Origin of the sequence: Streptomyces yunnanensis, from assembly GCF_029011865.1 — a bacterium.
GTDB lineage: Bacteria > Actinomycetota > Actinomycetes > Streptomycetales > Streptomycetaceae > Streptomyces > Streptomyces yunnanensis.
The window spans coordinates 1,619,706-1,633,459 of the sequence record NZ_CP095749.1; the positions used below are offsets into that span (position 1 = coordinate 1,619,706).

13 protein-coding genes and 1 pseudogene are annotated in these 13,754 nt (G+C 72.5%); 7 read left to right on the forward strand and 7 right to left on the reverse strand.

Going from position 1 to position 13,754, the window contains the following annotated elements:
• Positions 1–93 precede the first annotated feature (93 nt).
• Complete coding sequence (locus MOV08_RS07105; RefSeq protein WP_275306736.1) at positions 94–1,467, forward strand: FAD-dependent oxidoreductase; 1,374 nt, start codon at positions 94–96, stop codon at positions 1,465–1,467.
• A 22-nt stretch (positions 1,468–1,489) separates the two neighbouring features.
• On the opposite strand, the gene MOV08_RS07110 is transcribed toward MOV08_RS07105, so the two are convergent.
• The 6 genes and pseudogenes from MOV08_RS07110 to MOV08_RS07140 all read right to left on the reverse strand — a co-directional run bounded on the left by MOV08_RS07110 (position 1,490) and on the right by MOV08_RS07140 (position 6,504).
• Positions 1,490–1,861 carry an ArsR/SmtB family transcription factor gene (locus MOV08_RS07110; protein WP_039630418.1) on the reverse strand — a complete coding sequence of 124 codons (372 nt, stop codon included), beginning with the start codon at positions 1,859–1,861 and terminating at the stop codon, positions 1,490–1,492.
• Between the two features lie 304 nt (positions 1,862–2,165).
• Positions 2,166–2,855 carry an ATP-dependent Clp protease proteolytic subunit gene (locus tag MOV08_RS07115; protein ID WP_052286574.1) on the reverse strand — a complete coding sequence of 230 codons (690 nt, stop codon included), beginning with the start codon at positions 2,853–2,855 and terminating at the stop codon, positions 2,166–2,168.
• Between the two features lie 121 nt (positions 2,856–2,976).
• Positions 2,977–3,588 carry an ATP-dependent Clp protease proteolytic subunit gene (locus MOV08_RS07120; RefSeq protein ID WP_073448745.1) on the reverse strand — a complete coding sequence of 204 codons (612 nt, stop codon included), beginning with the start codon at positions 3,586–3,588 and terminating at the stop codon, positions 2,977–2,979.
• A 474-nt stretch (positions 3,589–4,062) separates the two neighbouring features.
• Entirely contained in the window at positions 4,063–4,443 is a 381-nt protein-coding gene (locus MOV08_RS07125) for a cytochrome P450 (protein ID WP_338057141.1), read from the reverse strand.
• 157 nt (positions 4,444–4,600) lie between these two features.
• Positions 4,601–4,996, reverse strand: a pseudogene (locus tag MOV08_RS43800) (acyl carrier protein); the annotation flags it as partial.
• A 410-nt stretch (positions 4,997–5,406) separates the two neighbouring features.
• Complete coding sequence (locus MOV08_RS07140; RefSeq protein ID WP_275306737.1) at positions 5,407–6,504, reverse strand: NADH:flavin oxidoreductase/NADH oxidase; 1,098 nt, start codon at positions 6,502–6,504, stop codon at positions 5,407–5,409.
• Between the two features lie 383 nt (positions 6,505–6,887).
• Between MOV08_RS07140 and MOV08_RS07145 the strand changes: the two genes are divergently transcribed.
• From MOV08_RS07145 to MOV08_RS07170, 6 genes are all read left to right on the forward strand, one after another.
• Positions 6,888–7,973 (forward strand): WD40/YVTN/BNR-like repeat-containing protein, encoded by a 1,086-nt coding sequence (locus MOV08_RS07145; protein ID WP_039630426.1) that lies wholly within the window; start codon positions 6,888–6,890, stop codon positions 7,971–7,973.
• A 54-nt stretch (positions 7,974–8,027) separates the two neighbouring features.
• Entirely contained in the window at positions 8,028–8,705 is a 678-nt protein-coding gene (locus tag MOV08_RS07150; protein ID WP_039630429.1) for a uracil-DNA glycosylase, read from the forward strand.
• Positions 8,706–8,745: 40 nt separating this feature from the next.
• Entirely contained in the window at positions 8,746–9,783 is a 1,038-nt protein-coding gene (locus MOV08_RS07155; RefSeq protein ID WP_039630431.1) for an LURP-one-related family protein, read from the forward strand.
• Entirely contained in the window at positions 9,776–10,819 is a 1,044-nt protein-coding gene (locus tag MOV08_RS07160; protein WP_275306738.1) for an N-acetylglucosamine kinase, read from the forward strand. The genes MOV08_RS07155 and MOV08_RS07160 overlap by 8 nt, the downstream gene beginning before the upstream one ends.
• Before the next feature lie 72 nt (positions 10,820–10,891).
• Entirely contained in the window at positions 10,892–11,833 is a 942-nt protein-coding gene (locus tag MOV08_RS07165) for a sirohydrochlorin chelatase (RefSeq protein WP_063777425.1), read from the forward strand.
• Between the two features lie 361 nt (positions 11,834–12,194).
• Complete coding sequence (locus MOV08_RS07170) at positions 12,195–12,548, forward strand: nuclear transport factor 2 family protein (protein WP_039630437.1); 354 nt, start codon at positions 12,195–12,197, stop codon at positions 12,546–12,548.
• Between the two features lie 19 nt (positions 12,549–12,567).
• On the opposite strand, the gene MOV08_RS07175 is transcribed toward MOV08_RS07170, so the two are convergent.
• Positions 12,568–13,659, reverse strand: a complete 1,092-nt coding sequence (locus MOV08_RS07175; RefSeq protein WP_275306739.1) for a lactonase family protein — start codon at positions 13,657–13,659, stop codon at positions 12,568–12,570.
• Between the last annotated feature and the right edge of the window lie 95 nt (positions 13,660–13,754).

A 13,754-nucleotide genomic window follows, 5' to 3' on the forward strand; every position in this document is an offset into this window, starting at 1 on the left:
GCTCATCGGACCGGGAGCAACCCCGATAGCGCAGCTCTCCCGCCGCGGGCCGGCCGGTGCGATCCTGGGGGTACTCCGCGGAAGGGGCCACCCGTGCTTCGTGTCGCAGTGATCGGTTCCGGACCGAGCGGTGTCTACACCGCTCAGACGCTCGTCGAGCAGGAGGACGTCCCGGACGTCGAGGTCCACGTCCTGGACCGACTCCCCTGCCCGTACGGCCTGGTGCGCTACGGCGTGGCACCCGACCACGAGAAGATCAAGTCGCTGCAGAACAACCTGCGGGCGGTGCTGGAGCACCCCCGGGTGCACTTCCTGGGGAACGTGGAGGTGGGGGAAGCCGGCGTGAGCCTCGCGCAGCTCCAGGAGATCTTCCACGCGGTGGTGTTCTGCGTGGGCGCCGCCACCGACCGACATCTGAACATCCCCGGGGAGGACCTGCCCGGCAGCCATCCGGCCACCGACTTCGTCGCCTGGTACAGCGCGCATCCGGACGCGGCGGCCGACGGCTTCACGCTGACGGCCGACTCGGCGGTGGTGATCGGGGTGGGGAACGTCGCGGTGGACGTGGCCCGGATGCTGTCCCGGGGTGCCGCGGAACTGGCCTCGACCGATATGCCGCAGGGCGCACTCGGAGCGATGGCCGACAGTCGGGTCGAGGACGTGTGGATGGTGGGCCGGCGCGGCCCCTCACAGGCCAAGTTCACCACCAAGGAGCTGCGGGAGTTGGGCGCCCTGCCCGGCACGCGGGTGCTCGTCCAGCCCGAGGAACTGGCGCTGGACCCGGCGTACCGCGATCCGAGCGCACTGCCGGCCCCGATGCGGCGGAACGTCGAGGTGCTGCGCGACTGGGCCGAGCGGCCGGTGGCCATGGCGGCGGGAGTGGGGCGCGAGCGCCGGATCCATCTGCGGTTCTTCCTGCGCCCGGTGGAACTCCTCGGGGACCCGGCCACCGGGGTGCGGGCGGTGCGGTTCGAGCGGACCGTGCCCGACGGACGCGGCGGGGTCACGGGGACGGGTGAATACGAGGAGATCGCCGGGCAGTTGGTGCTGCGCTCGGTCGGCTACCGCGGCCTGCCGCAGCCGGGGCTGCCGTTCGACGAGGCGAGCGGGACGGTGCCGCACGCGGACGGGCGGGTCCTGAAGGACGGGGAGCCATGTCCGGGCGTCTATGTGGCGGGGTGGATCAAGCGCGGCCCCACCGGGGTGATCGGCACCAACCGGCCGTGCGCCAAGGAGACCGCGAGGTCCCTGCTGGCCGACGCGGCCGAGCTGGCCGTGCGGCCGGTGGCGGCGGAACCGATGGCGGCGTTGGAGCGGATCGGGGTGCGGCCGGTGCCCTGGCGCGGCTGGCTGGCCATCGAGGCGGCGGAGGCCGAACGGGGACGCAGCCTGGGGCGCGGCACGGTCAAGTTGGCCGACTGGGACGGGCTGTTGCGGGCGGCGCGGTCGGTGCTGGTGGGGCGCTGAGCCGGGGCGGTCGGCGGCCCGTTCAGAGTGCGCCGAGGCGGCGCTCCTGGAGGCGGGCCGCCTGCAGGACGCCGTCGATCAGGCCGGGGAACAGCTCGTCGAGGTCGGTCCGGCGCAGGCCGTTCATCTTGGCGGTGCCGCGGTAGAACTGCTGGATCACGCCGTGCTCGCGCAGCACCCGGAAATGGTGCGTACAGGTCGACTTGCTGACCGGCAGTTCGATGTCCGCGCAGTTCAGCTCGCCCTCGGCGGCGGCCAGGGCGCAGACGATCCGCAGCCGCATGGGGTCGGCGAGGGCGTGCAGCACCTGGGCGAGCCGGATGTCCTCACGGTCCGGGTGCGGGAGCGACCGGGCGCCCGAGGCGGCCCCGGCGGCTGGCGTTTCGGTCGGCATGACGGCTCCTGACCTGCGGATCTGTTGAGCTGCGACGCGCCCGCACCCGGCATTCCCCGGTGGTCGCGGCGGCCCTTGAAGACCCCATTGTACGAGATCCATCGTAGTTTGACGCTTGCCATAATACGATGCTCATCGTAGAAGCGGCGAGATCGCCCCACTCGCCCGTTCGTCCGGACGATGCGCCGGCACCGAACCGCGGAAGCTCCGCAGCGTGTCGGAGGCGTGACCTTCGTCGAGGGCGCCTCTCAGCTGCGGAGCGGAGGTCGAGCGGGAGCCGGAGGTACGGCGCCGGTGACCGTGATCAGCGTGAGGATCCTCCCGAGCCGTCCGCCAACGTGGCAGCGTTCTTTGCCGAGTTGCCGCGGGGGGCGAGCACCTGGTCGACCAAGCCGTACTCTTTCGCCTCGTCGGCGGTCATGATGTGGTCCCGCTCGATGTCCTCACGGACCTTCTTGGCGTCCATGTTGCAGTGCTTGCCGAGGACTTCTTCGATCCAGTTCCTGGCTCGATCCAGTTCGTCCGCATGGATTTCCAGATCGGAGATCTGGCCCTGGCGTACGGGGCTGTCCGGCTGGCACAGGAGAACGCGGGAGTGCGGAAGCACCATTCGCTTGCCCGCGGTACCGGCCGCGAGAATGACCGCCGCGACGGAGTTCGCCTGACCGAGGCAGACCGTCTGGATATCCGGCCGCACGAATTGCATGGTGTCGTAGATGGCGGTGAGGGCGTTGAACGATCCACCGGGCGAGTTGATGTAGATGGAGATGTCACGATCCGGGTCCAGGAACTCCAGGCAGAGGATCTGCGCCATGGCGTCATTGGCCGCCGTCTCGTCGATCTCGGTACCCAGGAAAACGATCCGCTCTTCGAAGAGCTTGCCGTACGGGTTGTACTCCCGGGTCCCGTTCGTCGTCCTCTCCGAGAAGTTCGGGAGAATGTAGCGGCTCGTCAGGATTCCCTGCGCACCGCCGCGCAAAGAGTCTGGTGTCATGACGGTCTCGTTTCCTCTTCTCGGGTGCTGCCGACGCCCCACCGATCACGGGGAGGCTCGCTGGACCGTTGTCGGACACCCGGTGCGTGCCGGTCGGCGCACCAGTTGTCCGGCAACGTGCTCAGGCGGTGCCGCCGCCGCCAGGAGCGTCCCCGGTGGAGGTCATGACCTTGTCGATGAGTCCGTACTGCCTGGCCTCTTCCGCGGTGAACCACCGGTCGCGGTCCGAGTCCTTGGTGATCGTCTCGACGCTGTTGCCGGAGTTCGCGGCGATGAGCTCGGCCATCTCCCGCTTGGTCTTGAGCAGTTGGTCCGCGTAGATCCGCATGTCGGAGGCGGTGCCGGCGAGCCCCGCGGAGGGCTGGTGCATGAGGATCTTCGTGTGCGGCAGCGCGAACCGCTTCCCCTTGGCACCCGCGGTGAGCAGGAACTGCCCCATGGAAGCGCAGAAGCCCATGGCGATGGTGACCACATCGTTCTTGATGTAGTTCATCGTGTCGTAGACGGCCATGCCCGCCGTGATCGAACCGCCGGGAGAGTTGATGTAAAGGTAGATGTCGTTCTCGGATTCCGCCGCAAGCATCAGCAACTGCGCGGTGATCTTGTTTGCGATCTCGTCGTCGACTTCCTGCCCGAGGAAAATGATGCGGTCATTCAGCAGCCTGCTGAAGACCTGGTCACCGAGACCGCCGCCAGGGGCTGGCGATGCCAGTCGAGGGCTCGTCGAGTTAATTTCTAATGCCTGACGGATAGCCACGGGATCCTCCTGTGAATTCGGCAGCGGACCACTCGGCGGACCATCCAATAAGCCACACCATGTCCGCCCACGCCTGCCTGGCACAACGTAACACAATCGTCCAACTGCGCTAGCTCAGCGCCTAGTTGTTCACTGACAGCGCATTCGCGTTTGCTTCCGCGGGCCATCACGTCCGGCCGTTTCACCGAGTCGCGGTGGTTGATCGGAAACGCAGTGGTTTCTCGCCCGGGATGGCGCGGACGGCGGAACCGCCGAAGTGGCCGCGGACATTGGGCGGACAATGTGCGGCCAATGCCGCAACCACTGCTGCGTGACGTTCACGGGCTTCGCGCCGGGCGTGACGGTGTGCCGGTGCACCGACGCGCCGATGCACCGATCTGCCGATGCGCCCATGTGCCTTCGGGCGTCGCCGCGTTGACGGCCGCCACCCGGCCCGGTGGGGCGCGCGTCTCAGCCCCCGGCGGCCGCCCCCGCACGCGGCCTGATCACGGCCGGAAGTGCGCGGATGCCGTTGAGCGCCAGCGACGGAAAGGGCTCCACCTCCTTTGCCGGGACGGCCAGTTCGGCATCGAAGCGGTCGAAGAAGGCCGGCAGTGCGATGTGTGCCTCCAACCGGGCCAGCGGAGCGCCCACGCAGAAGTGCGGTCCGTGGCCGAAGGACAGATGGCGGGTGTCGCGGGCGGCGACGAACGACGCGGCCAGCGGGCCGTGGTGCGCCGGGTCCCGTCCGAGCGCGCCGACTCCGTGCCGGGGACGGTCCCGGCGGCCTGCGCGCGTAGACGGGCTGGTCGTCCGGCAGGTGGCGGGCGAGGCGTACGTAGCACAGCACATGGCCGCCGAGCGGGTGGACCAGGAACAGTGGCGGCTTGCTGCCCTGGGGGCGGATCGGCGCGACCGGGTCGAACTCCACCGCCGAGTTCCCGGCCCGCAGCCGTTCCGCGAGCCCGGACACGGTCGGCGCCGCGACGAACGCGGAGAGCGGGACGCTGACGCCGCACCGCTTCTCGATCGTCATCACCAGCCGCATCGCGGTCAGCGAGGTGCCGCCGATGTCGAAGAAGTTGTCGCGCACCCCGAGCGAGGGCAGCTCCGGCAGTTCCGACAGGATGCCCACCAGCGCCTTCTCGTGCTCGTCGGTCGGCGGGGCGGCGTCCGTCGCCGGCGCGGCGAGCGGCGCACGGCGCAGCAACGCGTCGTCCCGCTGGGCGTCAGGGGCAGGCTCGGCAGCCACTCCAGGTGCGAGGGCATCATGTAGTCCGGCAGCGCCCTGCGCAGGCGGGTCCGCACCTCGTCCAGGTCCACGGCCGCCGCGCCCCCGACGAGGAACGCCGCGAGGAACGCGTCGGTGCCTTCCCGGCGCGGTAGAGGCGGGCGCCCGGTTCACCGGAGGGGTGCGGTACGAACCGCTGCTCGGTGAGATCGGGCCGGTTGCGGTACCCGTGGGCCAGGCACACCCCGCCGACGTAGACCTCCCCCTTCGCGCCGGGCGGCACCGGCCGCATCAGCCCGTCGAGCGGCGTCGTCAGCACCCAACGTGCCCTGGAGGCATGCGATTTGATCGCCCTTCCCCCGGACGGCCACCGTCCGTGCGGTCCAGGACGTCGCTCCGCCGGGCATCTGGTCCAGGCCAACTCCGGCCGGCAGTAGGGTAAGTGGCCGGTGACCGCCAACTGACCGCCGGTTCGGGCGAGTTGCACCGCGGCGGCATCGACCGTGGCCGCCCCGAAGCGGCGGCCCGCCCGTCGCCGGTGGCCGCGCTGCTGGAATTCCCCAGCACGCATGGGGAATCCGAGGTCAGGTGGCCCTGTGGTACTGCACCGGCGCTGCCACTTCGCCGCCGAGTTCACGCGCGGCATGCCGTGCGAAGTACGGATTGCGTAGCAGTTCGCGACCGATCAGTACGGCATCCGCCTGGCGGTTCTCGATGATCTTCTCGGACTGCCGCGCTTCGGTTATCTCCCCGACAGCACCCACGGGAAGTCCGACCTCGGCCCTGACCCGCTCCGCGAACGGCACCTGATAGCCGGGCCCGGTGGCGATACGGGCCTTGGGCGCGTTACCGCCGGTGGACACGTCCAGCAGGTCGACGCCGTGCGCCTTCAGATCGGCGGCGAACCGCACGGTGTCGTCGGCCGTCCATCCCTCGCGCTCGTCATCGGGGTTCTCCGTCAGCCAGTCCGTCGCGGAAATGCGGAAGAAGACGGGAAGTTCCTCGGGCCAGACGGCTCGCACCGCATCCACGACCTCCAGTGCGAAACGCGTCCGGTTCGCGAAGGATCCGCCGTACGTATCGGTGCGGTGGTTGGTGTGCGGGGAAAGGAACTCGCCGATGAGGTAGCCGTGGGCGCCGTGGATCTCCACCACCTCGAAGCCGGCGTCCCGGGCCCGTCGGGCCGCGGCGGCGAAGTCCTGAACCACCTGCTGAATCCCCTCGACCGTCAGCTCGTCCGGGACCGGGTGGCCCTCGTCGAAGGGCAGCGGGCTCGGCCCGACCGGTTGCCAGCCGTGTGCGTCATGGTCGACCGGGGCACCACCGCGCCACGGCGCGTCCGTCGACGCCTTGCGACCGGCGTGAGCGATCTGCACACCCGGCACCGTGCCCTGCTCCTTGAGGAAGGAGGTGATCCGCCGGAACGCCGCCGACTGCCTGTCGTTCCAGATGCCCAGGTCCCCGGGACTGATCCGCCCTTCCGGGGAGACAGCGGTGGCCTCGACCATGATCAGTCCGGTACCGCCGACGGCCCGCGCGCCGTAGTGCGCGAAGTGCCAATCGCCCGGCACGCCGATGTCCGGCCCCGATGCGTCAGCGCTGTACTGGCACATCGGGGACATCCAGACCCGGTTGGGGATGGTCAACGACCGAAGCCGAAAGGGCTCGAAGAGGGTGCTCACAAAGGACTCCGTTCACACGGGCAGCCACCTCGGCCGCGCTTGATACGACGAACACCGTACTACGAAGACCTTCGAATTACGACACCCTTCGTACAAGCGCGCCGGCCCCGTCGGCCACCGACCACGGCGCCACCTCCACCGCGACCGCCCTCAGGCGACGTGACGAGACGTCAGGAGGCCGAGGCAGGTGAAGGAGAGTCGGCGGAAGGTCGGCAGGCATCCCGGAGTGGGCCACCGCCCCGGACGTGAAGATCACGGTGGCATCCCGCAGCAGCGCCACCGGGCCGTCTGACCTGCGCGGACACCGACCGGCACGCCGTTGTCAGTGGCCGGGTGCACACTGGCGACTATCTGAGACAACGGCGTCCCGGAGGTGTTCCGGCATGACAGACGTACTCCTCGCGGTGGGCACCCGCAAAGGGTTGTTCATCGGCCGCCGGCGGCGCGGCACCTGGCGGCTGAGCGGCCCGCACTTCGCCGCGCAGGCGGTGTACTCCCTCGCGATCGACACCCGTGGCGGCCGGCCCCGGCTCCTGGCGGGTGCCGACAGCGCACACTGGGGCCCGTCGGTCTTCCACTCCGACGACCTGGGCGAGACCTGGCGCGAGCCGGCCCGCCCGGCCGTCACGTACCCGGCGCACACCGGGACTTCACTGGAGCGGGTGTGGCAGCTGCACCCCGCGGGCCCGGCCGCGCCCGAGGTGGTCTACGCCGGCACCGAGCCCGGCGGCCTGTTCCGGTCCGAGGACCGCGGCGAGACCTTCGAGCTGGTCCGGGCACTGTGGGAGCACCCCAGCCGGGAGAAGTGGGTACCGGGCGGCGGCGGGCTGGCCGTCCACACGGTGGTCACCGACCCTCGGGACGCCGACTCGGTGACCGTCGCGGTCTCCGCCGCCGGGGTGTTCCGCACCCGCGACGGCGGCGCCAGCTGGGCGCCGTCCAACAAGGGCGTCAAGGCGGTCTTCCTGCCCGACCAGCACCCCGAATTCGGCCAGTGCGTCCACAAGATCGCGCCGGACCCGGTCGACCACGACCGGCTCTACCTCCAGAACCACTGGGGCGTCTATCGGTCCGACGACGCCGGGGCGAGCTGGACGGACATCGGCGCCGGCCTGCCCTCGGACTTCGGCTTCGCGGTGGCCGCGCACCCCCGAAGAGGCGATGTCGCCTACCTCTTCCCGATCACCGCCGACATCGACCGGGTGCCGGCCGAGCACCGCTGCCGGGTCTTCCGCACCGCCGACGCGGGCGCGAGCTGGGAGCCGCTGAGCGTCGGCCTCCCCGCGGAGGAGCACTACGGCACGGTCCTGCGGGACGCCCTCTCGGTGGACGACGCCGACCCCGCCGGGGTGTATTTCGGCAACCGCAACGGCGAGCTCTACGCCAGCGCCGACGACGGCGACAGCTGGCGGCAGCTCGCCTGCCACCTGCCCGACGTGCTCTGCGTACGGGCGGCGGCGACGGCCTGAGGCGCGGTGGCCCGGAGTTGAAGGAGGAGGGGCATCGGCCAGTAGGGTGATCCCGTGGCTGCACGACCTCTCCAAGACATCGTCGAACCAGGCTGGGCCAAGGCACTTGAGCCGGTCGCCGGGCAGATCGCCGCGATGGGCGACTTCCTGCGGGCGGAGATCGCCGCGGGCCGGACCTACCTCCCGGCCGGCAACAATGTGCTGCGCGCCTTCCAGCAACCCTTCGATGGGGTGCGGGTGCTCATCGTCGGGCAGGACCCCTACCCCACGCCCGGTCACGCGGTCGGGCTGAGCTTCTCCGTGGCGCCGGACGTCCGGCCGCTGCCCGGAAGCCTGGAGAACATCTTCCGCGAGATGCACTCCGACCTCGGGCTCCCCCGGCCGTCCAACGGCGACCTGACCCCGTGGACCCAGCAGGGCGTACTGCTGCTGAACAGAGCGCTGACGACGGCGCCGCGCAAGCCGGCCGCACACCGCGGCAAGGGCTGGGAGCAGGTCACCGAGCAGGCCATCCGGGCCCTGGTGACGCGCGGCGGGCCGCTGGTGGCGGTGCTGTGGGGGCGCGACGCGCGCAATCTGCGGCCGCTGCTGGGCGAGGTGCCGTCGGTCGAGTCCGCGCACCCCTCGCCGATGTCCGCCGACCGGGGTTTCTTCGGCTCGCGGCCGTTCAGCCGGGTCAACGACCTCCTCGTCCGGCAGGGCGCCCAGCCGGTGGACTGGCGGCTGCCCTGACCCGGGCCCCGGCCGGAAGCCGGGAGATAGTGTTCCCCGCATGACGAATGCGAACATCCCTGCGGGCTGGTACGCCGACCCGCAGGGCACCCCCCATCAGCTCCGCTGGTGGGACGGCGCCCAGTGGACCGGGCACACCCACCCGGGCCAGCAGGCACCGGCTCCGGAACAGACTGCGCAGCCGGGCCAACCGCAGGCCGCGCAGCCGGTGCCCCAGCAGGCACCGCAGCAGGCGCCCCAACCGCAGATGGCGCAGCAGTACCCGCCGCAGCAGCAGGCCCCGGTCCAGGCCCCGTACGGCCAGCAGCCGGGCGCCGCCCCGTACGGCCAGCAGGCCGGCTACCCGCAGCAGGCGCCGGGACAGCCCGGGCAGCCGGGCCCCTACCCGGCCGACGCGCACCACCAGGCGATGCAGCAGGCCGGCATACAGCAGCAGGTGCAGCAGGGGGCCGGTGTGGCCCCCACCGGGCCGGGCGGCGGCACGCTCTTCACCGAACCGGTGCTGGTGGTCAACCAGAAGGCCAAGCTCATCGAGGTGAGCAACGAGTACGCGGTCTACGACCAGAACGGCAACACCCTCGGTTCGGTCGTCGAGATCGGTCAGAGCACCGCGCGCAAGGTGTTCCGGGTGGTCTCCAGCCTTGATCAGTACATGACCCACAAGCTGGAGATCCGGGACGCCTACGGGCAGCCGCAGCTGGTGCTGACCAGACCCGCCAAGCTCATCAAGTCCAAGGTCCTGGTGACGCGCCCGGACGGCCAGCCGGTCGGCGAGATCGTCCAGCAGAACGCCATCGGGAAGATCAACTTCGCGATGATGGTCAACGGCCAGCAGATCGGCGCCATCAAGGCGGAGAACTGGCGCGCCTGGAACTTCGCGATCGTCGACCACACCGACGCCGAGATCGCCCGGATCACCAAGACCTGGGAGGGCCTGGCCAAGACGATGTTCACCACCGCGGACAACTACGTCCTCCAGATCCACCGGCAGCTGCCCGACCCGCTGCTGAGCCTGGTCGTGGCCACCGCGCTGACCGTCGACACCGCCCTCAAGCAGGACTCCCGCGGCCTTGGCTGAGCCCACCGGCACGCGAGCCGGGGACCACGTCCTGGGGGTGGACTCGGGCGGGTCGGGGCTGCGGATCGCGGTGGCCCGGATCGACGGGGACGGCGCACGGCTCCAACCGGCGGCCACGTTCGCCTCGCGCGAGCCGGTCCATACCGGTCCGGACGGTATCGACGCGGATCAGATGCTTCGTCAACTCCTACCCGCCGGCGCGGAGTTGGCGGAAGAGGTGGACGCGGACCGGTTCGTCGCGGTGTGCGTCGGCGCGGCCGGCATGGGCACCCTCGGCGACGCGCTGCGCGCCCGACTGCCCGGGGCGCTGGCCACCGCCTTCGGGGTCCGGCGGCTGGCACTCGCCGCGGACGCGGTGACCGCCTACGCCGGGGCGCTCGGCCAGCGGCCCGGTGCCGTGGTGGCCGCCGGCACCGGCCTGGTCGCCCTGGGCACGGACCTGACGCCGACGGGCGGTTGGCGCCGGGCGGACGGCTGGGGGCACCTGCTGGGCGACTGCGGCAGCGGCGCCTGGATCGGGCGGGCCGGGCTGGAGGCCGCGCTGCGCACCCACGACGGACGACCCGGTGGTTCGCAGGAACTGCTGACCCGGGCGGAGAAGACGCTCGGCCCCGTCACCGGACTGCCCGCGGCGCTGTACCCGCGACCGGACCGGCCCGCCGTGCTGGCCTCCTTCGCCCCCGAGGTGGCGCACTGTGCCGCCGCCGGGGACCCGGTCGCCGCCGGGATCCTGGACGATGCCGCGCGCCACATCGCCGACTCCGCCGCCGCGGTCTGCCCGCCGGGCCCCGACGCCGCGGTCGCGCTCACCGGCGGTCTGCTCGCCCTGGGCGACCCGCTGCTGTCGCCGCTTCGCGCGGCGCTCGCCGAGCGGCTGCCCGGCGCCCGTCCCGTCGAGGCCGCCGGAAGCCCGCTCGACGGTTCGCTGGCGATCGCCGCGGCGCTGGCCGCGGACCGTCTGGCGCTCCCCGTCGACGGCAAGTTGTTGCAGATCACAGGGCATGTGACGTCCTCGCCGGCACGACGCGCGGGATAAAACGGGACGGATACCTCGCGGCGGAACCCTCCCCCGGCGGGCGGGCGCGGCGAGGCGTTAGCATGCGGCGCCATGAGTTCCCCCACTGGGCCCGCACCTGGCTCGCCCCGTATCGACGCCGCCGCACCCGGCCTGCCCGTCCGCATGCCGCGCACGCGGCCGTCCGGCCGCCACCGCAAGCCGGAGCCGCTCGCCGCGCCCGAGGGCGCACCCGCCCTGGTCCTGGCCGTGCCCGGCACCCCCTCCCCCGCCTCGCGCAGCCTGGCGGAAGAGGTCTCCAGCATCGCCCGGTCCGAACTGCCCGGCCTCGACGCGCGGCTCGGCTACGTCGACGGCGAGGGCGAGGAGTTCCCGTCCCTGGAGGCGGTGCTGGCACAGGCCGCCGCCGAGCAGAACGCCCGGGCGGCCGAGACCGGCCAGCCCGCTCCCGCCGGCCCCGCCGCGGTCGTCGTCCCGCTGCTGGCCGGCCCGGACAGCGCCCTGCTGCGCCGGATACGCCAGGCCATCCTGAACAGCGCCTCCGGGGCCGAGCTGACCGACGTCCTGGGTCCGCACCCGCTGCTGGCCGAGGCGCTGCACGTCCGGCTGTCCGAGGCCGGTCTGGCCCGCGCCGACCGGGCCCGGCTGTTCACCGTCGCCACCGCGGCGGACGGCATCATCCTCGCCACCGTCGGCGGCGAGGAGGCGGTGCAGGCCGCCGGGATCACCGGCATGCTGCTCTCCGCCCGGCTGGCCGTGCCGGTCCTGGCGGCGGGCCTGGACGAGGAGGGCGCGATCGCCCGCACCGCCGAGCAGCTGCGCTCGTCGGGCTCGCAGCAACTGGCGCTGGCTCCGTACCTGATCGGTCCCGAACTCGCCGACGGCCTTCTGGGGGCGGCCGCGGCGGAGGCGGGCTGCGCCTCGGCCGAGGCACTGGGCGCGTACGGCGCGGTGGGCCGGCTGGTGCTGTCCAACTACGCGGCGGCGATGGGGATCACCCTGCCGGGCCAGGGCCTGGGGGCAGCCGTCCGGTAAGCCGCGTCGCAGCCGCACGGCACCGGAACCGCCACCGGAGCCGCACCCGATCACCGAGGGCCGCCCCGCACGCGTGCGGGACGGCCCTCCGCGCTTCCCCTCCGCACCCCGCCCGCACCCTCTCTGAGCGGCACGGATGCCCGTCAGGCGGCCCGAGAGGGGCGTGGCACCCCCGGGGCGCCAGCGGGTCGCCACAGGCGCTGTACGGGCGCCCTGTGGCCGTCGCGCGCCCCACGGTGCGTCGCCCGCGCCCCTCGCCCCCGCGCGGCCTTCGCTTCGGGCCCCCGCCTCGCTACCGTCGTGGTCCCGCCGCGTTCCGACCCGGCGCGAACCGACCCGACCCGCCCCGCAGGAGGACACCGTGCCGGACATCACCGCGCCCGAGGACGTCGCCCGGGCCTGCTTCGCCGCGTACCTGGCCCAGGACCGGCCGGCCATGGAGCGGCTGCTGGCCGAGGAGTTCGTCTTCACCAGCCCGCAGGACGACCACATCGACCGGGCCGCCTTCCTGGCGGTCTGCTTCCCCACCGCGGACCGGTTCCGCTCCCAGGAGATCCTGGACGCCGTGCCGTTCGACGGCGGCCAGGTCTTCGTCCGCTACGCGTACGAGCTCACCACCGGCGAACGCCACCGCAACGTCGAGGTGATGACGGTCCGGGACGGGCGACTCGTCGAGACCCAGGTGTACTTCGGCGGGCGCTTCCCCCAGGGGTGAACGCCCCGCGCCCGGCCCGTCAGGCGAAGACCACGCACGAGGCGGCCGGCGCCGGGACCGAGCCGCCGCGGGCGGGGACGCCGGTCGCCGGGTCGATGGTGAACCAGGTGACATCGCCGGAGCGCTCGTTGGCGGCGTAGAGGTGCCGCCCGTCGGGGTGCAGCGCGAGGTCGCGGGGCCAGTGGCCGCCGCACGGCACGGTGGTGACCAGCGTCGCGGTCCCGGCCCGGGCGTCCAGGGCGAGCACCGCGATGCTGTCGTGGCCGCGGTTGGCGGCCCAGGCGAACCGGCCGTCCGGGGAGAGGACCAGCGCGGAGGGGAACGTCGGGCCGGTGTCCGCGGCCCCTTCGGGGAGCAGCGGGGTCTCCCCCAGCGGCGTCAGCGTCCCGTGCTCGGCGTCCCACCGGCAGAGCGTCACGGTCGGGTCGAGTTCGTTGACGACGCAGACGAGGTCGCCGGCGGGGTGGAAGGCGAGGTGGCGGGGCCCGCTGCCGGGCCGCAGGCGGGTCTCGTCCCGGACGGTGAGGGTGCCGTCGGCCGCGTCGAGGGCACAGATCCGCACGGCGTCGGTGCCCAGATCGACGCTGAGCAGCCATCGGCCGGTGGGGTCGGGCCGCACGGCGTGGGCGTGCGGCCCCTCCTGGCGGTCGGTCCGGGGGCCGCTGCCGTGGTGGGCGAGGACCCGTGCCGGACCGCCGAGGGTGCCGTCGTCGCGTACCGGGAGGGTACTGACGTCGCCGGAGCTGTAGTTGGCGGTGACCAGGTGGCCGGCGGTCAGGGTGAGGTGGGTGGGGTCGGCGCCGCCCACCGGGACTGCGGGGGCGAGCAGGACGGGCCCCTCGGGGGTGAGGCGGAAGGCGGCCGCCGCGCCGTCGGGGGTCTCGCTGACGGTGTAGAGGCGGCGGGCACCGGGGTCCGGCACCAGGTAGGAGGGGTTGGGGACGACGTCGGTGGAGTGCAGGGGGGTCAGCGCCCCGGTTTCCGGGTCGACGGCCGCGGTGGTGATGCCGAGGCCGCCGGCGGTGGTGAAGGAGCCGAGGTAGGCGCGCGGCCCGTCCCCGTGCGCCGGTCCGCCGCCGGTCCGCTCGGTCGCTGGCCCCGTCGTCGCCACTGGTCGCCGCCCTTCGTCCGCCCGTCGGGGCCGCCCGGCCATGGGGGTCCGGCCGGTCCGCGGCGGCCCGCGCCGTCCGGACGGTTCCCGTTGTC

Excerpts from the sequence above, each read along its gene's own strand:
- MOV08_RS07110 (WP_039630418.1), bottom strand. The coding sequence starts at position 1,861 with ATGCCGACCGAAACGCCAGCCGCCGGGGCCGCCTCGGGCGCCCGGTCG.
- MOV08_RS07115 (WP_052286574.1), bottom strand. The coding sequence starts at position 2,855 with ATGACACCAGACTCTTTGCGCGGCGGTGCGCAGGGAATCCTGACGAGC.
- MOV08_RS07125 (WP_338057141.1), bottom strand. The coding sequence starts at position 4,443 with ATGTGCTGTGCTACGTACGCCTCGCCCGCCACCTGCCGGACGACCAGC.
- MOV08_RS07145 (WP_039630426.1), top strand. The coding sequence starts at position 6,888 with ATGACAGACGTACTCCTCGCGGTGGGCACCCGCAAAGGGTTGTTCATC.
- MOV08_RS07155 (WP_039630431.1), top strand. The coding sequence starts at position 8,746 with ATGACGAATGCGAACATCCCTGCGGGCTGGTACGCCGACCCGCAGGGC.
- MOV08_RS07165 (WP_063777425.1), top strand. The coding sequence starts at position 10,892 with ATGAGTTCCCCCACTGGGCCCGCACCTGGCTCGCCCCGTATCGACGCC.